The organism is Pseudarthrobacter sp. NCCP-2145 (assembly GCF_023708005.1).
Lineage (GTDB): Bacteria > Actinomycetota > Actinomycetes > Actinomycetales > Micrococcaceae > Arthrobacter > Arthrobacter oxydans.
In genome coordinates this window covers 203756-222886 of sequence record NZ_BRCG01000006.1, presented here as the reverse complement: position 1 = coordinate 222886, position 19131 = coordinate 203756, and the positions used below count along the sequence as shown (strand labels likewise).

Sequence of the window (19131 nt, the reverse complement as noted above, 5' to 3'; positions counted from 1 at the left end):
CTTCACCCGTCTGGACCCGATCAAAGCCAAAAACAACGCCATCAAAAAGCTCAACAACCTCGGCTTCAACGTCACCATAACCCCCGCTACCGCAGCCTGACAGCCATCACCTTCGTATTAGGATGGTGCTAGCCGTAAGCGGTACTCCAGGGTTACCAGCCCACAGACGAACCTCAGCATAGGAGTCAGCATGCCCATTGCAACCCCAGAGATCTACTCCGAGATGATCGACCGCGCAAAGGCGGGCGGCTTCGCATTCCCGGCCGTGAACGTGACGTCCTCGCAGACGCTGAACGCGGCCCTGCGCGGCTTCGCCGAAGCCGAGTCCGACGGCATCGTCCAGGTCTCCACCGGCGGTGCTGCCTACTGGTCCGGCGCCTCCACCAAGGACATGGTTGCCGGTTCCCTGGGCTTCGCGGCGTTCGCCCGCGAAGTCGCCAAGAACTACGGCGTCAACATCGCCCTGCACACGGACCACTGCCCCAAGGACAAGCTGGACGGCTTTGTCCTGCCCCTGCTCGCTGCCTCCGAGGCTGAGGTCAAGGCCGGCCGCAACCCGATCTTCAACTCGCACATGTGGGACGGCTCCGCCGAGACCCTGCAGGAAAACCTGCGCATCGCCCGTGAACTGCTGGAGCGCACCGCTGCCGCCAAGATGATCCTCGAGGTCGAAATCGGCACCGTGGGCGGCGAGGAAGACGGCGTTGAGAACGAGATCAACGAGAAGCTCTACACCACGGTGGAAGACGCCCTGGCCACCATCGAGGCACTGGGCGCCGGCGAGAACGGCCGCTACATCACGGCCCTCACCTTCGGCAACGTCCACGGCGTCTACAAGCCCGGCGGCGTCAAGCTCCGTCCGGAGATCCTGAAGGACATCCAGGCCCAGGTGGGTGCCAAGATCGGCAAGGACAGCCCGTTCGACCTCGTCTTCCACGGCGGCTCCGGCTCTTCGGACCAGGAGATCGCCGACGCAGTCTCCTACGGCACCATCAAGATGAACATCGACACCGACACCCAGTACGCCTACACGCGTCCGGTGGCCGACCACATGTTCAAGAACTACGACGGCGTCCTGAAGGTCGACGGCGAGGTCGGCAACAAGAAGACCTACGACCCGCGCGTCTGGGGCGCCTCCGCCGAAGCCGGCCTGGCAGCCCGCGTGGTGGAAGCCACCAAGCAGCTCGGTTCGGCCGGAAAGACCTTCTAGATGTCGGACGAGTTCCGCCGGAACCTGATGGGCCCGGAACCTACGCTCCTGCCTGCCGAGACCGAGGTCTACGAGCAGCTTGACGCGGGCCAGGAGGCCCTGGACCTCGTGGCCAAGCACCCCACATCCTCGCTGTTGTGGGCCGTGCTGGCCGAGGAGGCCTGGGCGGAGGGGCGCACCATCGATTCCTACGCTTACTCCCGGGTGGGCTACCACCGGGGACTGGACTCGCTGCGCCGCAACGGCTGGCGGGGCGTGGGGCCCATCCCGTGGGAGCACGAGCCCAACCGGGGGTTCCTGCGGGCCCTGTACTCGCTGGGCCGGGCCTCCGCCGCCATCGGCGAGGCGGAGGAGCCTGAGCGGATCGAGAAGTTCCTGAACGACTCCGACCCGTCGGCGAAGGCTGCCATCGAGGCGAAATAGCAAGCACTGAATAAAGTACGACGGCGGCAGGTCACCTTTTGGAGAAAGGGTGACCTGCCGCCGTCGTAAGCGGTGATTCTAATGGCATGGGCCCACATCCGCAGGGTGGCCGGCGCTGACTTGCGGGGTTAGGGCGCGGATGGGGATTTCTGCAGGCCCGTACGTGCCATGGCGTCGGTGTAGGCCACGCGCATGTCCTCGAGGTACTCCTCCTGGCGGGCGGGCGAACCGGCGAACGCACGGCCGCTGAGGGAACGCACCTTGTAGGTCTTCAGGCCGCGGCGCCACAGCAGCGGAACTTCGGTCTTCAGCAGCAGGTTGGCGAGGCGGTTGGCCTCGGTGCCGTGCGCCACGATCACCGACGCGCGGGGAACCAGCGCCAGGAACTTCAGGAGCGGCTTGAGGCCGGCGGAGATCTGGTCCGGGGTGAACTTTCCGTTGGGCTCTCCCGGGAGGTGCCACGGGTGGACGTTCCACGGCATCACGAATTCGGGACGCAGGCCCAGCTTCCACTGGATGCCGAGCATCCGGGTCACGGCATCGTGGTCCCCGGGGGTGATGAACCCGGACTTGTCAGCCTCGCCGATGTTCGAGTACAGGCTGATGATGCGGCACTCGTCCACATCGTGCATGGGGTCGACGTAGGGCACTACGGTGCCGGGCTTGGCGTCCTGCAGGGAATCGCACAGTTCATTGACGGCCGCGACGTTGGGTTCGTAGCGGCGGCTCAGGAGTTGCTCATGGAAAGATTCGGGTGCCAGGGCTGTCATGTAGTGCTTGATCTCCTGCGGGGATTGTTGTTGCTTCCGCCGGTGAAAATGGGCGCACGACGGCACAGCTCATCAACGGCGGTTAGTTGGGGTGGGCCGATTCCTGGTCGGCCTTTCCCAGTTTAGCAAGCCCCGCGAAACGAAACGCCGGTCCAGGGCAACCAATAAACGCGGTCCGCAGGGTTTCGCAACGTAATAACTGACTGCAGATTCCTGTCACGTCCATTGACAGCATTCGTTCAGGTTGGTTGGCTTTTGTCACAGCCGGCATATGGGGGATCACCGCTGGCTGGACACACCCTATGCACTCGAAAGAGGTACCGCACCGTGAGAAAAACCCTGGCAACCTTCAGGACCCTGGCAGCAACCGGAGCGCTGGCTTTGGCGGCAGTGACCGTCCCGGCGCCGGCCCTCGCCGTCGGCGAAGGCCCCAATTACGACGGCAACGGCCAGATCACCACATCGAAGCTTGCCACCTACGACCAGATGGTTGCGTTCCTCAAAGACCAGGACGCCCGCCAGCCCGCCATGGAGCTGGAAGTCATTGGCCAAACGGTCAAGGGCCGGGACATCCACCTGGTCAAGTACATTTCGGACCCCGCCAACCCCACCATCCTCTACCTGACTCAGCAGCACGGCAACGAACAGCTCACCACCGAGGGCGCCCTGGAATTCGTCAAGCACCTGGGCACCGGCAAGTCAGGGGACATCCTTGACGGCGTGAACATCCTCGTTGTTCCCATGCTTAACGCCGACGGTGCGATGGGGGACGTTAACTTCTCCCTGGACGACTACCTGGTCAAGGGCGACCGCAACATGACCCGCTACAACGCCGAGGAAGTGGACCTCAACAGGGACCACGTGGCCAAGGTCCAGCCTGAAACGCAGGCGCTGCACAACAACGTGATGCGCAAGTACCAGGTGGACTACATGATCGACCTCCACCACCAGGGCACGCGCAGTGAACGTGACGGAAAGCTGGTGTCCGGCTCGATCCTGTACCCCACCACGCCCAACGCCGATCCGGCAGTGGTGCAGAAGTCCAAGCAGCTGGGCGCGGTGGTCTTCGACAATGTCGACTCCACTGGCTGGGGCCACCTGGGCAAGTACGTGGGCGGCAGCGCCGAGACCATCAGCCGCAACGGCATCGCCGTGGAGTACGGCATTGCGACGCTGCTCTTCGAGATGCGCGGCATGTCCGACCACTACCTGGACGGCTACGCCCTGGGGCTGCGCAGTAACGGCTACCTGATCAAGCAGACCGTCACCACGCTGACGGCCACCGCCGCCGCCATCGCTGACGGTTCAATCGCCGACGCCGACACCTCCTTCTGGGACAGCCTCGCCACCCAGACCTCCCGCCCGGGTGAGGAAGCCGACGACGAGTAGCGGCCCACGCTGACGCTCCGCCGCGGTCCCTTCCTGCAGCAGCCCGCGCTGCGGGAAGGGCCGCGGCGGACCAACGAGTGGACAAAGTCGCCCATCGGCTAAACTTGGGTGGTAAGGGCCCCGGAACTCTTGCGTCGCTGTGCCGCCATCGGACCAGTGACAGCCGGTACATTCGGGGCATTCTCATGAACGGCGCTGCGCAGGACCGCCACAGTGTGGCCGGAACCTGGCAGCCCGAACGAATGGGGGAGGATCCCATGCCAGCAATTGTGATCGTAGGAGCCCAGTGGGGCGACGAAGGAAAAGGCAAGGCCACCGACCTGCTCGGCGGCCGTGTTGACTACGTCGTCAAGCCGAACGGCGGCAACAACGCCGGGCACACCGTCGTCGTAGGCGGTGAAAAGTACGAACTCAAACTGCTGCCGGCAGGCATTCTCAGCCCCAACGCGGTCCCCATCATCGGCAACGGCTGCGTGGTCAACCTCGAGGCCCTCTTCCAGGAAATCGACGGCCTGCAGGCCCGCGGCGCCGACACTTCAAAGCTCCGCGTTTCCGCCAACGCCCACCTGGTGGCCCCCTACCACCAGGTCCTGGACAAGGTCACCGAGCGCTTCCTCGGCAGCCGCGCCATCGGCACCACCGGCCGCGGCATCGGTCCGGCCTACATGGACAAAGTGGCCAGGCTGGGCATCCGCGTGCAGGACGTCTTTGACGAATCCATCCTCCGGCAGAAGGTGGAAGGCTCCCTCCGCCAAAAGAACGAACTCCTGGTCAAGGTCTACAACCGCCGCAGCGTCGTGGTGGATGAAATCGTGGAGTACTTCCTGTCCTTCGCCGAACGGCTCCGCCCGCTGGTCATCGACAGCACGCTGGTCCTGAACACCGCCCTGGACGAGGGCAAGGTGGTCCTGATGGAGGGCGGCCAGGCAACGTTCCTGGACGTGGACCACGGCACCTACCCGTTCGTGACCTCTTCCAACCCCACCGCCGGCGGCGCGTCCGTTGGGTCGGGCATCGGGCCCACCCGCATTTCACGCTCCATCGGCATCATCAAGGCCTACACCACCCGCGTTGGTGCCGGGCCGTTCCCCACGGAACTCTTTGACGAGATGGGCATGTACCTCCAGAAGACCGGCGGTGAGTTCGGCGTCAACACCGGACGCCCCCGCCGCTGCGGCTGGTACGACGCCGTCCTGGCCCGCCACGCATCGCGGGTCAACGGCTTCACGGACTACTTCGTCACCAAGCTGGACGTGCTCACCGGCATCGAGCAGATCCCTGTCTGCGTGGCCTACGACGTCGACGGCGTCCGGCACGACGAAATGCCCATGACGCAGACCGAGTTCCACCACGCCGTACCGATTTTCGAGTACTTCGAAGGCTGGACCGAGGACATCACCGGCGCCCGCACCCTCGCGGACCTCCCGGAAAACGCGCGCAACTACGTCCTGGCGCTCGAGAAGCTGTCCGGGACGCGCTTCTCCGCCATCGGCGTGGGCCCAGACCGGGACCAGACCATCGTGGTGAACGACCTCATCAACGACTGACCGGTCCGTGATCGGGTAGAAGCAGGAAATTACGACGGCGGCGGGGCACCTTTGCAAGGGTGTCCCGCCGCTTGCGTCCGCCCGGCGGGAGGGTCCTGCGGCAATTTACACAGGGTTAACGTGGTTGGTCTTGTGAGGCTGCCGGGAAGCCCGCGAGACTCGTTTGTACACCCTGTGACTGCGAGGAAGGACTTGCCATGGCCGGGAAATTCGAGGCATTTGTGGACTCTGATTCGTCTTTCAGGTTCCGGCTCCTGGCCCCTGACGGCGCAGTCATGGCCGTATCCGGCCCGTACCAGGACAAGGCCGCCCTCGCTGCCGGCATCGCCGCCGTCCGGGAGTGCGCCGGTACAGGTCTGGTCACCGATCTTTGTTCCACCCCCGGGGCCGCAACCCGCCAGGCACCCGCCCGCGTCCCTGCTCCGGCGGAGGAACCGGCCACGGCTGCACCACGGACCGAGTGCGACGACCAGCGCGTCCCCGCCGGAGGGCACACCTTTGTTCTCGCCAAGGGCCCGCGGCGGCAGGGCACCCGGCCCCGCTGGACCGCCTCGGTCCGCTGACCCGAAAAAGTTTTCAAAGTTTTTTCGGTGGCGCGTAACCCTTTACGTGCCTGCGGCGATTACCCCTATGTAGCGCCGGCCTGGAACTTGTCCCCCATCACGTTCCAGGCCGGCTCTTTCACTTTCCGACGGCAGGGGCAGCTGCCTTGTCGGACCGGCAGCATACGCGTGGCGGTCCCGGGCGGTGGTTACTCGGCGGTAAAGTGGGGCGGGGAAAAGGCGTTCCGCATGCCGGACGGCCTCTCCGCGCAATCACACCCCATCTTTGACCGAAAGCTCCGCGTCCGTGACTGATGCCCTGACAGACGAGGCCCTGGACGGCCCCGCCGGGACAGCGGTGTTCAGCGTTGTCTACCGGACGTATGCATCACAGGTCCTGGGCTATCTGACGGCCCGGGGAGTCGAGGATCCGGAGGCGGCCATGCAGGAAGTGTTCCTCTCCGTCCTGCCGCGCCTTGGCTCGGTGCACGGGGGAGCCGCCGGGCTGCGCACATTCATCTTTTCGGTGGCCCATGCCCGCATGGTGGACGACTACCGGCGCCAGAGCCGTACTCCCGCCAATCTCCCGTTCGAACCTGAGCTGGACAGGCGCGAGGATTCGTCGGCGGAAACGGAAGCGCTGGAGCGGATAGCACCGCAGGAGGTCCTTGGCCTGCTGGATGCGCTGCCGCAGGACCAGCGCGAGGTACTGGCCCTCCGCCTCGTGGCTGGACTTACCGTGGAGCAGTCCGCGGAAGCCATGGGCAAGAGCGAGGGCGCCGTCAAACAGCTACAGCGCCGGGCGCTCCTCAAGCTCCGGGAACTTGCGGATGTGAAGGAATACCTTAAGCCATGACACCACAGGCGCCCCACACAGCGGACACTGTGGAGGAACTGCTCCTTGAGGCGGGCTTTGGGCAGGACGCAGGCCTGCGCCGGACCCTCCTGGCAGTCGGTTCCCTGGCGGACCTTCCCGTGCCGGCTCCCACGGGACAGCTGGCTGCCCTGCTGGCCGCCGGTCTCTGCGCACCCGGGACGGACGCGCAAGGCAGCGATACGGCGGAAGGCACCCCGAACGACGAACCCGGGCGGCGCCGCCGGCTGCGCGCGCACCGGCCCACCGTCGTCGGGCTGGCACTGGTGGCGGGCATGGGGATGGGAGTTGGCACCGTGGCAGCCAGCTCCGCCAATCCTGCCCATACCGGCAGCCCCTCAGTCCAGCAGCTGCTTGAGGACTGGTCCCCCTCCTGGACTATCCGGACACCCCAGGCCGCCGCGCCCGGACCGCTCCAGGATGGCAGCAACGACGCTGCGCAGGATAACGGCGGGCCGGCGGGCGGCACCGCCCCTGGCAGTGAACCGCCGGTGGAGACGCAGCCTGCGGAGGAGTCCGGGCAGGCCACAGCTGTCCCTTTGCCCGGCCAGGGCGGGCAGGAACCCGGCGAAGGTCCCGCGGCCGACGGACAGGACGGGACCACGGAACGGAAAGAGGCCGCAGAAGCCGACGCGGCATTAGCGCCGGAACACACCCGTGGGCCTGATGCCGGGAACCGCAACGGGAGCCATCCGGACAACCCAGGACAACCGCCAGTGGATGCTCCCGGTGTGCCGGGAACAGCCGGACAGGGACCATCAGGCCAGGGAGCCGGCGCAGCCGCCGCAGATAACCCTGTCCCCGGGGCCAAGTGGCGGGACAAGTTCGTCCGCTAGCTTTACTGACGTGAGAGGTTGGGGACGCTGCGCAGCGGGGTGCACGCTTGCCGCCGCTGCCTCCGCGTAGGCTGAACCCATGGGCCACACGAACGATCCTGCAGTCATAGAACGCCTGATGCGCACCAAAGGACGCTGGGCCATTGTCGGCCTGAGCACCAACGAATGGCGGGCCGCGTTCGATACTTCGCTGTTCATCCGCGACCGGCTGGGCATGGAAATCATCCCCGTCAACCTGCCCGGCGACCCTGTCCACGGCGAACCCGGGTACCGCAGCCTCCTGGACATCCCGGCCGCCAAGCTGCCCATCGACGTCGTGGACTGCTTTGTGAATTCCCAGAAAGTTGGGGCCGTCGTGGACCAGGCGATCGCGGCAGGCGCGAAGGCGGTATGGATGCAGCTGGGGGTCGTCGATGAGGCGGCAGCCAAACGGGCCAAGGACGCGGGGCTGGACGTGGTGATGGACAGCTGTCCGGCGCAGCAGGCATGGAAGTTCAATCTCTGACAGGCTCTCAGCCTTAGCTCTTCAGCAGCTCCGGATAGTGCCGCTCCGTGACATCCGGGTGCGCCCGCATCCTGCCTTTCAACATGTTCATTCCAAACGAGGCCAGCAGGGGGTTCGCCGGATCATCCGTGATTCCCCTCGCTGCAGCCTTCAGTTCCGGCGGCAGCGGCACCGGGTGGATGACCGCGTCGAGCCGTGGCGACCAGAAGAACGGAACGGAGTACCGGTCCACCCCCGGCGGCGGTGCCTGTACCCGGTGGATGGTGGCCGCCAGGTAGCCTTCCGTGGCCACCTCAAGCATTTCGCCGAGGTTCACCACCAGCGCCCCCGGGAGCGGCTCTACCGGAACCCACGATGCCGCACCCGGCGGCAGGACTTCCAGCCCGCCCACGTCGTCCTGGAGCAGCAGCGTGACGAATCCGTAGTCTGCGTGCGATCCCACGCCCTGGTCTCCAGCGGCCTCCACCACGCCGCCCACATAGTGCACCAGCTTGCCCATCCATGCCGGCGACCCCTGGAACGGTTCGTCGAAGTAGTCCTCAGGAAGCTGCAGGGAAACGGCGATCCCCCTGAGCAGCTCCATCCCCACCCCGGACATCAGTTCAGCCCAGGCCATGGCCACGGGGCGAAGCTCGGGGAACGATTCATCGGGCCAGAGGTTGGGGCCCTGCAGCAGCCAGAACGGCTGGTCCTCCGGATAGTCCCTAACGGGCTGCCGCTCGGGCGAGTAGTCGATCTGCTCCCGCGCGTCTGCCTTTCCCTGGGTGACCTCGGTGCCCATGCGGGTGTAGCCGCGGAAGTGTGGTGAAAGCCGGTTGTCCAGTTTCAGGCGCTCCTCGAGCGGAAGGCTGAAGAAGCGCCTGATGGTGTCCAGAAGCTGTTCCGGTTGGCCGGGGGCCGCGCCATAGCCCGTGATCTGGAAGAAGCCCACATTGTGGGTGGCGTACCGCAGCTGCTCGATGAAATCCGCGCTGAAGGACCCGTCGGCCTGCCGCGCCGTGCCCAGGTCCAGAACAGGTATCAGCCCCTGATCGCGTGCCATCCTCGCAGACTAGCACCGGACGCGTTGGCTTTATAGGCTTCCTGGATGGACCCCGACGCACTGCGGAAAGTTTGCCTCTCATTCCCGGGCGCCTACGAGGATTACCCCTTCGGGCCGGAGACCGCTGTCTTCAAGGTGCGCGCCTCCAGTGCCGGCGGTTCCCCGACCCAAGGCAAGGTCTTTGCCTTGTCGTCGATGAGCCCGGACGGCTACGTGAACCTCAAGTGCGAGCCGGGCCTCGCGGTACAGCTCCGTGCCGCGCATCCTGAAATCACGGGGGCCTGGCACATGAACAAAACCCACTGGAACGGTGTGCGGCTGGATGGGGCGCTGCCTGACGACATGGTCAGGGACATGGTGGAGGACTCCTACGACCTTGTGGTGGCAGGCCTGAGCCGGAGGCAGCAGGAGCAGCTGGGATGGGCCCGGCTGAGCGGAGCGGCTGGTACGGAACGTGGCTGAGAAAAGGCCGGCCCGGGGCGGGCTCAACTATCCCGGGATCGGCAGCACCCAGCGCGCCACCGCCCCTGCGGGCTACCCGGAGGTCCTGGAGGAAGCCTTCCTGGGTTGCGGGATGGCGGTGTACCAGCGGGTAGCCGCCGGCATCCTGGGCTGGGAACTGCAGCGTCGGGCGGGGCTCCGCGTCCGTGCCGATTCACCCGTGGCGGCACCGGGGGTGCGGGTGGTCAGCGGCTTCGGTGCCGGGCCTTTCCGGCTGAACGCACCATGCCAGGTGGTGTGGGTTAGGAAACCTGCGCAGGAGCGGATTCCGCAGTCAGCCGGATTTGGCTACGGAACGTTGCCCGGGCATCCCGCCCGGGGCGAGGAATCCTTCGAAGTGGAGATCAACGGGCGCGGGGAGGTGTTCCTGCGGATCCGGGCCTTCAGCAAACCAGCCAACTGGTTCTACGCTGCCGGCGGACTGGTCACCCGTGCTGCACAGCGCCACGTGACGTCCCGGTACATTGAAGGGGCACGCACTCTCGCCTCGGAAGGAATGCCCCCGTGATCTTCATTGTCGTCAAGTTCAAGGTCAAGCCCGACTGGTCGGAGCGCTGGCTCGACCTGGTGGCCGGCTTTACCCAGGCCACGCGGCAGGAACCGGGAAACCTGTGGTTCGACTGGTCCCGCAGCGTGGACGACCCCAACGAGTTCGTCCTGGTGGAAGCTTTCAAGGACGACGCCGCCGGCGACCACGTCAACAGCCCCCACTTCAAGCAGGCCATGGCAGACATGCCGCAGGCCCTGGCAGAAACCCCCAGGATCATCAGCCGCCAGCTCGACGGCGAAGGCTGGGACCGGATGGGCGAACTCACCATCTGAGCCCATCGACTGCTCCGTATCTGGCGTTTTGGCCCTCCTAAACGGCAGTTAGGGAGCAGTCGATAGCATGAAGGCATGTGGATCGGCTGGATCGAATTCGACATCCTCTTGGGCGACGTCCAAAGCCTCAAGGAAAAGCGCTCGGTCATCAGGCCGCTGCTCGCAGAGCTCAGGCGGCGCTTCGACGTCTCCGTCGCCGAGGTGGGGGACCACGACCAGTACCGGCGTTCGCAGGTGGGCGCCGGGCTGGTGGCGGCTGACCGCGCCCATCTCATTGAGGTGCTGGACGCCGTCGAACGCTTTGTGGCAGCCCGGCCGGAGTTCGAACTGCTCAGTGCGCGGCAGCGTGACCACCATAGCGAGGACTAATCCCCGCCCCCACCCATCGATTGCTGAGTAATTGTCGTTTTCAGGCGCCAAAACGACACCTGCTCAGCAATCGATGGGGGATGTGGATAACTTCTGCGTGTCCCGGTCCATTCTGGTGTCATGGACCGATGAAGACCCCACGCCCCCTGCCGGAGGAGCTCCGCGGCCGCCCGTTCACCCTCGTCGACGCCTCGCTGGCCGGAGTGTCCTCACGCCGCTGGCGGCACAGTTCGATGGAACGCTTCGGCCGGGGCATCCGGATGGAAAGCGCGACGGCGGCACTCCCCTTGAGCGTCGGGGTGCGGCCTTTCATCGAAGTCAACGGGCGATGCGCCGCATCGCATGCCACCGCCGCGGAACTCCATGGCCTGCCACAGCGGCGGCAGAACGAAGGCCTCGAGGCCTACCACCTCATCCGGCCCGAAGGCGCAGCGCATCTGGCGCGCCCGCACGTCATCGTCCACCGGATGAAGCTCTTTAGGGGCGAGGTGATGTCGATGGGCGGACTCCCCATCACCACCCCTGCGCGCACCTGGCTGGACATGGCGGAGATGTTGGACTCCGCAAGGCCAAAGAAGCCATGGAGCTCATCCGGGCGGGCTCGGATTCGCCCCAGGAAACCCTGCTTCGGCTGGCGCTGATCCGGGCAGGCATGCCCGAACCTGAGCTGAACGTCGCCATCACCGACAACACCGGCCAACGGCACCATGAACCGGATCTGAGCTACCGCACATACCGGATCGGGATCGAATACGAGGGTGAACACCACGGCGAGGAAGGACAGATCGTGCGGGACATTGCCCGCTCGGAGCGCTACACCGCCCTGGGGTGGACTGAAATCAGGATCTCCAAGCGCCACATGCTCAACGATGCGAAACCTGCGGTTGCCAAAATCCGCACAGCGCTGGTGCAGGCCGGCTGGCGACCGGGGCGTTAAGCATCGATGCTCCCCACCGGCTCCCGGCCTTCGCAAGCTCAGGCCGGGTCCCTCGCCGGTGTGGGCCCCCGCACCTGCCGTTCTAAGGGTTCAAAACGGCAGGTACGGAGCAATCGATGGGTGGGGTGCCTAGCCGAAGTACTTTGGCAGGGTCCCTTCGTGGGCTTCGCGGAGGGCGTCCAGGGACAGGGACTCCACGCCGTTGATCTCCAGGGTGCCGCTGGCCGCATCCACCACACCGATACGCGTGTGGGCGAAGCCGCGGGCGGTGCACATGTCCGTGAAGCGGACTTCCTCCGAACGGGGAACCCCAACAATGGCGCGGCCCTGGGATTCGGAGAAGAGCGCCGTGAACAGGTCCACGCCGTCCCGGTCCAGGACGTCCTGCAGGGCAATCCGGGCACCTACGCCGTAGCGCAGCGAGGACTCCACCAGGGCTGCCGCAAGGCCGCCTTCGGACAGGTCGTGGGCCGAGTCGATCATGCCGTCGCGTGATGCGTTGATCAGGATCTCGCCCAGCGCGCGTTCGGCCTCAAGGTCAACCTTGGGCGGCTGCCCGCCCAGGTGGCCGCGCATGTTCGCCCACTCGGAGCCGTCCAGCTCGGCGCCCGTGGTGCCCAGCAGGTAAATGGCCTGGCCGTCTTCACGCCAGCCCGACGGCGTACGGCGGGCAACGTCGTCGAGCTTGCCCAGGACCGCCACCACGGGGGAGGGGTGGATGGGCGTGGTGCCCGTCTGGTTATACAGGGAGACGTTGCCGCCGGTGACCGGGATGCCCAGCACCATGCAGGCGTCGGACAGGCCGCGGATGGCCTCGGCGAGCTGCCACATGACGTCCGGGTCCTCGGGGGAACCGAAGTTCAGGCAGTCGCTGACGGCCATGGGTACGGCACCCGCGGTGGCCACGTTGCGGTACGCCTCGGCCAGGGCCAGCTGCGCGCCGTGGTACGGGTCGAGGTAGGTGTAGCGGCCGTTGGCGTCGGTGGCGAGGGCCACGCCCAGGCCGGTTTCCTCGTCGACGCGGACCACGCCGGCGTCATCGGGGAATGCCATGGCGGTGTTGCCGCCCACGTAGCGGTCGTACTGGTTGGTGATCCAGTCCTTGGAGCACATGTTCGGCGATGCCACCAGCTCGGTGACGGCCTTGGCCAGTTCTGCGGGGGCAGCGGGCCGGCCGGCGTCCTGGACAGAGCCGGTGAAGGTGTCAGCCTGCACGCGGTCCTGCCACTCGGGGCGGGCGTACGGGCGGTCGTAGACCGGTCCGTCGTGTGCCACGGTGCGGGGATCGACGTCGACGATCACCTCGCCTTCCCAAGTGATGATGAGGCGGCCGGTATCGGTCACTTCGCCGAGCCAGGAGTACTCCACGGCCCACTTGTCCATGACGGCCTCGAACGCTTCCACGTTCTCCGGGGTCACCACGGCCATCATGCGTTCCTGCGACTCGGACATCAGGATCTCGCCCGGGGTCAGGGTGGGGTCGCGGAGCAGGACGGAGGTCAGCTCAACCTGCATGCCGCCGTCGCCGTTGGAGGCCAGCTCCGACGTGGCGCAGGAGATACCTGCAGCGCCGAGGTCCTGGATGCCTTCAACGAGGGAACCCTTGAAAAGTTCCAGACAGCACTCGATGAGGACCTTCTCGGCGAAGGGGTCGCCCACCTGCACCGCGGGGCGCTTGGACGGCTTGGTGTCGTCGAAGGACTCGGAGGCCAGCACGGAGGCGCCGCCGATCCCGTCGCCGCCGGTGCGGGCACCAAACAGGACCACCTTGTTGCCCTTGCCGGAGGCGTTGGCCAGGCGGATGTCCTCGTGCCGCATGACGCCGACAGCCAGTGCGTTCACCAGCGGGTTGCCCTGGTAGACGGAGTCGAAAACCATTTCGCCGCCGATGTTGGGCAGGCCCAGGGAGTTGCCGTACCCGCCGATGCCTGCGACGGCGCCGTGCATGACGCGTGCAGTGTCTGGGTGGTCGATGGCGCCGAAGCGCAGCGGGTCCATCACGGCAACGGGGCGGGCGCCCATGGAGATGATGTCGCGGACAATGCCGCCGATGCCGGTGGCCGCGCCCTGGTAGGGCTCAACGAACGACGGCGAGTTGTGCGACTCGATCTTGAAGGTCACGGCCCAGCCGTCCCCAAGGTTGGTCACGCCGGCGTTTTCGCCGATGCCCACCAGCATGTCCTTCTTCATTTCCTCAGTGACCTTCTGGCCGAACTGGCGCAGGTGGTTCTTGGAGGACTTGTAGGAGCAGTGCTCGCTCCACATCACGGAGTACATTGCCAGCTCGGCGCCGGTGGGGCGGCGGCCCAGGACCTTGACGACCTCGTCGAACTCGTTCTGCTTCAGGCCCAGTTCGGCCCAGGGGAGCTCGACGTCCGGGGTCTTGGCCGCGTTTTCGACCGTGTCGATGTTGAACTTCTTGGTGGTTTCCGTGGTCACTTGGCGCCTCCCACAATCTTGTTCAGGACGGAGGTGAAGAAACCGAGGCCGTCGGTGTCGGACCCGGCGATACCCGTCTCACGGGACACAACAGTCTCGGGGCCGAAGCCGACCTCCACGGCGTGCTCGGGGTGCGGCATGAGGCCCACCACGTTGCCGGCTGCGTTGGAAATGCCGGCGATGTCCCGGCGGGAGCCGTTCGGGTTGAAGCCAACGTAGCGGAACACCACGCGGCCCTCGGCCTCAAGGGCGTCCAGGGTCTTGTCGTCGGCGATGTACTGGCCGTCCTGGTTCTTCAGCGGGATGGTGATCTCCTGGCCCGCTTCGTAGTCCAGGGTCCAGGCGGTGTTGCTGTTCTCGACGCGCAGGACCTGGTCGCGGCACATGAACTTCAAGTGGTCGTTCTTGATCATCGAGCCGGGCAGCAGGTGCGACTCGGTGAGGATCTGGAAGCCGTTGCAGATACCGAGCACCGGCAGCTTGGCGTCGGAGTTGGCGGCGTCGATGATCCTGGACATCAGCGGCGCGAAGCGGGCGATGGCGCCGGCGCGGAGGTAGTCACCGTAGGAGAAACCGCCGGGAATAACCACGGCGTCTACGTCACCGAGTTCGGTGTCGGCGTGCCAGAGTTCGACGGCGGTGCCGCCGGCGAGGCGGACGGCGCGGGCGGCGTCGCGGTCATCAAGGGTGCCGGGGAACGTGACGACGCCGATCCGGGCGCCGGCGAGCCTGCTGGCCACTGCAGCGTCGCCGGGGGCGTCTCCGATCAGGGGGAGTTCAGTCATGTCAGGCCTCGACGACCTCGACGTTGACGACGTCCTCGATCACGGGGTTGGACAGGAGGGTTTCCGCGGCGTCGCGGGCCTGGGCCAGGATTTCCTCGGTCACCTCGCCGTCGACCGTCAGTTCGAAACGCTTGCCCTGGCGGACAGAGCTGAAGCTGGTGAAGCCCAGGCGGGGGAGAGCGCCGACGATCGCCTTCCCCTGCGGGTCCAGAATCTCGGGCTTGGGCATGACGTCAACAACGATCCGGGGCATCCGGTAACTCCTGTGCGTGAGCTTGGGTAAGGGCGCAGCGGAGTGGTGCCGTCTCACGCCGTTCCGGGTCCGGGGCACGTTGTGTTAGACAGTGACGTCAGGCCGTGAGTTCAGACAATGAGGACGGGCGCTCCGCGAGCTTGCTCGTCCATTCTACCGGCCGAAGGGCCACAGCCTGTATTCGGCCGGTTGCGGCAGGACGGCCGCGGGCAGCCTGCCTGCCGGACGGGTGCCGGCAGCGGTTTCCGGCCCCCGTGCTGTGGAGTTGGACGGGCGGCATCACTAGGATTGGTGGATGGCTGAAAATTCGAAATCCGTGCTGTTGCCCGTGGTCGCCGCAGCAGTGTTTGCAGGGCTGGGCCGGATGGTGCTCCAGAAGATTAAAGCCGACCGTTTCGCCCGGGAGAACCGGGTGGCGGGGCCGGTGGATGAGAAGACCCGGCAGTGGATCAGCGACGTGGTCCGTACGCCGCGCCAGTAGCGGCGGAGCGTATTCCGCTGGGTTCAAGGGCGTCCTTCAGGGCGCCCTTTTTTCGTGCCCTTTCCCCCTGTGGCAGGAATCCGGCGGGCGGGCGTATGACTGGCGGAAAATTCAGTTTTGTGTCCTATGTCATATTCAGCTATCAGTCTGTACTCTGTGATCGGCTGGTCTCACGAAATGACAAAATCTGTAACTTCGCGTGCCATGCCGTGTCGTTTCGGGCCCCCAACCATGGCTGGGCCGGTACATCGTGAAAGGTTTGCACGTGAGATCTACTGGAAAAAGCCCCATGCGGGGCGGGGGATTCCGGAAGGCAGCGGCGCTTGCCGTGGGCTTGCCGCTACTCCTCACCTCGATGGCCATCACTCCCGCCACCGCGGCGCCGGCCGGGCAGGACAACGCAGTAACAGCCAAGGAGAATGCACCCGCCGACTTCAAGGACGGACGCTACATCGTTGTCCTGGCAGGCGCCGCAGCGGCCGCGTATGAGGGGGAGACGCCCGGACTTGGTGCAACCAAGCCCGAGAAGGGGCGGAAGCTGGACGCAGGCGGACCCAACTACCGGGCCTACGACGCACACCTCCGGAAGCAGCAGCGGGAGGTCGCTGCCAGCCAGGGGGTAACCCCGGGAAAGCAGTTCACCGCTGCCCTCAATGGTTTCACGGCAGAACTGACCGCCGCCCAGGCCATGGAGCTGTCCAAAGACGACCGCGTGCTGGTTGTGGCCCCGGACGTGGAGAACGCCCCGGACTACACCACCACCGACTTCCTCAAGCTGACCGGCCCCGATGGGGCCTGGGCAACCCAGTTCGGCGGCGAAGCGAACGCCGGCAAGGGAGTGGTTGTGGGCGTCATCGACTCCGGCTACGCCCCGGACAACCCCTTCCTGCAGGGGGAACCGGTCCAGCTGCTGACCGGACCTGCCCAGGTGGGCGTGCCCTACCGCACTGCTGAGGGCCGGATCGCCATGCTCAAGGCTGACGGCACCACCTTCGAAGGAGAATGCCAGAAAGGCGAGGGGACGGGAGCCTCCTTCGACGGCTCCCTGTGCAACTCCAAGGTCGTCGGGGCCAGGTACTTCGCCGACACCTTCATGCAGTACGTAGCCCCGGAGAACCGGGCGCCCGAGGAACTCATCTCGCCGGTCGACGTCGGAAGCCACGGAACCCATACCGCCACCACGGCCGCCGGCAACGCCAACGTGGAACAGGTGATCGACGGCGCAAGCTTCGGCAAGAGCTCCGGCGTTGCTCCCGCAGCCAAGGTCTCGGTGTACAAAGTCTGCTGGGAAGACACCAACCCTGACACCGGCGGCTGCTACTCCTCCGCCTCCGTCGAGGCAGTGGACGCCGCCATCAAGGACGGCGTGGACGTCCTGAACTACTCCATCTCGGGCAATAACAACAACACCACCGACCCCGTGGCCCTGGCGTTCCTCAACGCCGCCGCCGCAGGCGTCTTCGTCTCCGCTTCAGCCGGCAACTCCGGTCCCACGGCGTCCACCGTCAACCACGCCTCGCCGTGGCTGACCACGGTCGCCGCGTCGACGTTCCCCAGCGACCTGCTGGGCACCGTCAAGGTCTCGGACGGATCGCTGTACCGCGGAGCCTCCATCATGAAGTCGGAAGTGGCTGACAAGCCCGTGGTTGTTGCGGCGTCAGCGGCAGCGGCCGGGGTGGCCAACGCCAACCTTTGCGGCCCCGGCAGCCTGGATGCGGCCAAGGTGGCAGGCAAGGTTGTTGTCTGCGACCGCGGCGTGGTGGACAGGACTGCCAAGAGCCAGGAGGTGCAGGACAAGGGGGGCGTGGGCATGATCCTGGTGAACCTCACCAGCAGCTCCGAAGATGCCGATAACCACGTGCTGCCCACAGTCCACGTCAACGCGCCCAAGAGCCTTGAACTGAAATCAAAGCTGGAGGCAAACCCCGCGTTGACAGTCAGCCTGGTCAAGGGCGACCTCACGGGCCTGCCGCCGGCGCCTGCGCCCCAGATCGCCGGTTTCTCCTCCCGCGGACCCACCCTCGCCGCCGGCGGCGACCTGCTGAAGCCGGACATTGCGGCTCCGGGTGTGAACGTCCTGGCGGGCGTCTCCACCATCGGTAACGACGGCGACCAGTTCGGCTTCATGTCAGGCACCTCCATGGCTGCCCCGCACATCGCAGGGTTTGGCGCGCTGGTGCTCAGCAAGCAGCCCACCTGGTCCCCCGCCACGGTCAAGTCGGCCATGATGACCACGGCCTACCCGCTGGTCAACGCCGATGGTTCGCCGAACGCTGATCCCTTCCATGGCGGCGCAGGCCACATCGACTCAACCCGCGTCCTGGATCCGGGCCTTGTCTACAACTCGGGCATCAAGGATTGGCTCGGCTACCTCAATGGGCAGGGCGTGGACACCGGCGCACCGCAGGCCGACACCATCGCCGCCCGGGACCTGAACCTGCCGTCCGTTGCGCTCGGCAGCCTGGTGGGGGAAGTGCAGGTCAAGCGCCAGCTGACCGCGCTCGTTCCGGGTATGTACCGGCCGGAGGTCAACATGCCCGGCTTCAACATCCAGGTGGAGCCGAAATCGCTGAACTTCGCCAAGGCAGGACAGACCCGCGAGGTCACCCTGACCATCAGGAACGCCAGCGCTCCGGTGGGCAAGTTCAGCACGGGCACCCTTACCTGGAAAGGCCCCCGCACGGTCAGTTCGCCCATCGCCATCCGGCCCGTTGATGCACAGATCGCTCCGTCCTTCTCCTTCAGCTCGGCCACGGGCAGCGGGAGCGGCACGATGGAACTGGTGTCAGGTTCGGACAACCCCATCAACGTGGGCGTGGAGGGCCTGGCACCCCTGAGCCAGACCGCCATCACCAAGACACCCGGTGAATACGCTCCCCGGAACGACGACCACAACGCGCTCCTCCGGGTGACGGTACCGCAAGGAGCATCCTTCGCCCGCCTCGGTGTCCAGGCGCAATCGGACGACGTCGACTGGGACATGGTGGTCTACGCACCCAATGGCTCGGGTGGACTGACAGCCACCCAGGTGGCGACTGCTTCCGCCAGTGAGTTCCTGGACCTGGAGTCTCCGCGCGCGGGAACGTACTACCTGGCAGTCAACCTGTACTCCACTCCGGACAACGGACCGGCCAGCGCCTCCGTCCAGGCCGTTACCTTCGCGGGTGACGCCGGCAACCTCACTGTGGAACCGAACCCGGTCGTGGCTCCCAACGGAACTGCCACCTCGGCCACTGTGTCCTGGACGGGCCTCTCCGAAGGTGCCTACCTGTCCCGGCTCAGCCTGGGCGGCAACGGCATCAGGACCTGGGTCAACGTCCAGGTGGGCGCTGCGCCTGTTGCCCCTGCCGGGGCTCCGCAGGTGGCGTTCGCAGACGCCGTACCAGCGGTGTAGCGGCCTGACGCT

At 66.0% G+C, this 19131-nt stretch carries 21 protein-coding genes and 1 pseudogene; 16 read left to right on the top strand and 6 right to left on the bottom strand.

Annotated elements, in window-relative coordinates:
• Nucleotides 1-84 (bottom strand): annotated as a pseudogene (locus NFU08_RS20995) (hypothetical protein); the annotation flags it as partial.
• Nucleotides 85-190: 106 nt separating this feature from the next.
• On the opposite strand from NFU08_RS20995, the gene fbaA reads away from it, so the two are divergent.
• The gene (gene fbaA, locus NFU08_RS07620; protein WP_028272257.1) at nucleotides 191-1210 is read left to right on the top strand and encodes a class II fructose-bisphosphate aldolase; all 1020 of its coding nucleotides are present in this window, start codon (nucleotides 191-193) and stop codon (nucleotides 1208-1210) included.
• Nucleotides 1211-1633 carry a DUF3151 domain-containing protein gene (locus tag NFU08_RS07615; RefSeq protein WP_104188186.1) on the top strand — a complete coding sequence of 141 codons (423 nt, stop codon included), beginning with the start codon at nucleotides 1211-1213 and terminating at the stop codon, nucleotides 1631-1633. It begins immediately after the preceding gene.
• Nucleotides 1634-1761: 128 nt separating this feature from the next.
• Here NFU08_RS07615 and NFU08_RS07610 read toward each other — a convergent pair whose 3' ends face one another.
• The gene (locus tag NFU08_RS07610; RefSeq protein WP_174180939.1) at nucleotides 1762-2403 is read right to left on the bottom strand and encodes a uracil-DNA glycosylase; all 642 of its coding nucleotides are present in this window, start codon (nucleotides 2401-2403) and stop codon (nucleotides 1762-1764) included.
• A 327-nt stretch (nucleotides 2404-2730) separates the two neighbouring features.
• Here NFU08_RS07610 and NFU08_RS07605 point away from each other — a divergent pair, with 327 nt between their 5' ends.
• The 6 genes from NFU08_RS07605 (at nucleotide 2731) to NFU08_RS07580 (ending at nucleotide 8096) form a co-directional block, all read left to right on the top strand.
• A complete protein-coding gene (locus NFU08_RS07605) occupies nucleotides 2731-3792 on the top strand; it encodes a M14 family zinc carboxypeptidase (RefSeq protein WP_251421941.1) in 1062 nt (353 codons plus the stop codon).
• Nucleotides 3793-4049: 257 nt separating this feature from the next.
• The gene (locus tag NFU08_RS07600; protein ID WP_174180943.1) at nucleotides 4050-5339 is read left to right on the top strand and encodes an adenylosuccinate synthase; all 1290 of its coding nucleotides are present in this window, start codon (nucleotides 4050-4052) and stop codon (nucleotides 5337-5339) included.
• 197 nt (nucleotides 5340-5536) lie between these two features.
• On the top strand, nucleotides 5537-5902 hold the full coding sequence (locus NFU08_RS07595) for a DUF1508 domain-containing protein (protein ID WP_174180945.1): 366 nt from the start codon (nucleotides 5537-5539) through the stop codon (nucleotides 5900-5902).
• Between the two features lie 286 nt (nucleotides 5903-6188).
• Nucleotides 6189-6737 carry an RNA polymerase sigma factor gene (locus NFU08_RS07590; RefSeq protein ID WP_251421962.1) on the top strand — a complete coding sequence of 183 codons (549 nt, stop codon included), beginning with the start codon at nucleotides 6189-6191 and terminating at the stop codon, nucleotides 6735-6737.
• Nucleotides 6734-7591 (top strand): hypothetical protein, encoded by an 858-nt coding sequence (locus NFU08_RS07585; RefSeq protein ID WP_251421938.1) that lies wholly within the window; start codon nucleotides 6734-6736, stop codon nucleotides 7589-7591. Before NFU08_RS07590 ends, NFU08_RS07585 begins: the two co-directional genes overlap by 4 nt.
• Nucleotides 7592-7670: 79 nt before the next feature.
• On the top strand, nucleotides 7671-8096 hold the full coding sequence (locus NFU08_RS07580; protein WP_251421934.1) for a CoA-binding protein: 426 nt from the start codon (nucleotides 7671-7673) through the stop codon (nucleotides 8094-8096).
• A 13-nt stretch (nucleotides 8097-8109) separates the two neighbouring features.
• Here NFU08_RS07580 and NFU08_RS07575 read toward each other — a convergent pair whose 3' ends face one another.
• Entirely contained in the window at nucleotides 8110-9138 is a 1029-nt protein-coding gene (locus tag NFU08_RS07575) for an isopenicillin N synthase family oxygenase (protein ID WP_251421931.1), read from the bottom strand.
• A gap of 45 nt (nucleotides 9139-9183) precedes the next feature.
• On the opposite strand from NFU08_RS07575, the gene NFU08_RS07570 reads away from it, so the two are divergent.
• From NFU08_RS07570 to NFU08_RS07545, 6 genes are all read left to right on the top strand, one after another.
• Nucleotides 9184-9600 (top strand): MmcQ/YjbR family DNA-binding protein, encoded by a 417-nt coding sequence (locus NFU08_RS07570; RefSeq protein WP_174180954.1) that lies wholly within the window; start codon nucleotides 9184-9186, stop codon nucleotides 9598-9600.
• Complete coding sequence (locus NFU08_RS07565; protein WP_251421929.1) at nucleotides 9593-10147, top strand: DUF1990 family protein; 555 nt, start codon at nucleotides 9593-9595, stop codon at nucleotides 10145-10147. Before NFU08_RS07570 ends, NFU08_RS07565 begins: the two co-directional genes overlap by 8 nt.
• Nucleotides 10144-10461: a putative quinol monooxygenase gene (locus NFU08_RS07560; protein WP_251421926.1), complete on the top strand. Its 318-nt coding sequence runs from the start codon at nucleotides 10144-10146 to the stop codon at nucleotides 10459-10461. Before NFU08_RS07565 ends, NFU08_RS07560 begins: the two co-directional genes overlap by 4 nt.
• Nucleotides 10462-10536: 75 nt before the next feature.
• A complete protein-coding gene (locus tag NFU08_RS07555) occupies nucleotides 10537-10830 on the top strand; it encodes a DUF503 domain-containing protein (protein WP_251421923.1) in 294 nt (97 codons plus the stop codon).
• 128 nt (nucleotides 10831-10958) lie between these two features.
• Nucleotides 10959-11471 carry a hypothetical protein gene (locus NFU08_RS07550; RefSeq protein ID WP_251421920.1) on the top strand — a complete coding sequence of 171 codons (513 nt, stop codon included), beginning with the start codon at nucleotides 10959-10961 and terminating at the stop codon, nucleotides 11469-11471.
• Complete coding sequence (locus NFU08_RS07545; RefSeq protein WP_251421917.1) at nucleotides 11411-11767, top strand: hypothetical protein; 357 nt, start codon at nucleotides 11411-11413, stop codon at nucleotides 11765-11767. The genes NFU08_RS07550 and NFU08_RS07545 overlap by 61 nt, the downstream gene beginning before the upstream one ends.
• 129 nt (nucleotides 11768-11896) lie before the next feature.
• On the opposite strand, the gene purL is transcribed toward NFU08_RS07545, so the two are convergent.
• Genes purL through purS form a run of 3 tightly spaced genes read right to left on the bottom strand, consistent with a single transcriptional unit; the run spans nucleotide 11897 to nucleotide 15244 of the window.
• Nucleotides 11897-14206, bottom strand: a complete 2310-nt coding sequence (gene purL, locus NFU08_RS07540; RefSeq protein WP_174180962.1) for a phosphoribosylformylglycinamidine synthase subunit PurL — start codon at nucleotides 14204-14206, stop codon at nucleotides 11897-11899.
• The gene (gene purQ / locus NFU08_RS07535) at nucleotides 14203-14991 is read right to left on the bottom strand and encodes a phosphoribosylformylglycinamidine synthase subunit PurQ (RefSeq protein ID WP_251421914.1); all 789 of its coding nucleotides are present in this window, start codon (nucleotides 14989-14991) and stop codon (nucleotides 14203-14205) included. The genes purL and purQ overlap by 4 nt, the downstream gene beginning before the upstream one ends.
• Before the next feature lies 1 nt (nucleotide 14992).
• On the bottom strand, nucleotides 14993-15244 hold the full coding sequence (gene purS / locus NFU08_RS07530; RefSeq protein ID WP_015935902.1) for a phosphoribosylformylglycinamidine synthase subunit PurS: 252 nt from the start codon (nucleotides 15242-15244) through the stop codon (nucleotides 14993-14995).
• Nucleotides 15245-15539: 295 nt separating this feature from the next.
• Between purS and NFU08_RS07525 the strand changes: the two genes are divergently transcribed.
• Both NFU08_RS07525 and NFU08_RS07520 read left to right on the top strand, forming a co-directional pair.
• Nucleotides 15540-15725: a hypothetical protein gene (locus NFU08_RS07525; RefSeq protein ID WP_251421911.1), complete on the top strand. Its 186-nt coding sequence runs from the start codon at nucleotides 15540-15542 to the stop codon at nucleotides 15723-15725.
• Nucleotides 15726-16014: 289 nt separating this feature from the next.
• Nucleotides 16015-19119, top strand: coding sequence for a S8 family serine peptidase (locus NFU08_RS07520; RefSeq protein ID WP_397425405.1), 3105 nt, complete (start codon nucleotides 16015-16017; stop codon nucleotides 19117-19119).
• The last annotated feature ends 12 nt before the right edge of the window (nucleotides 19120-19131 follow it).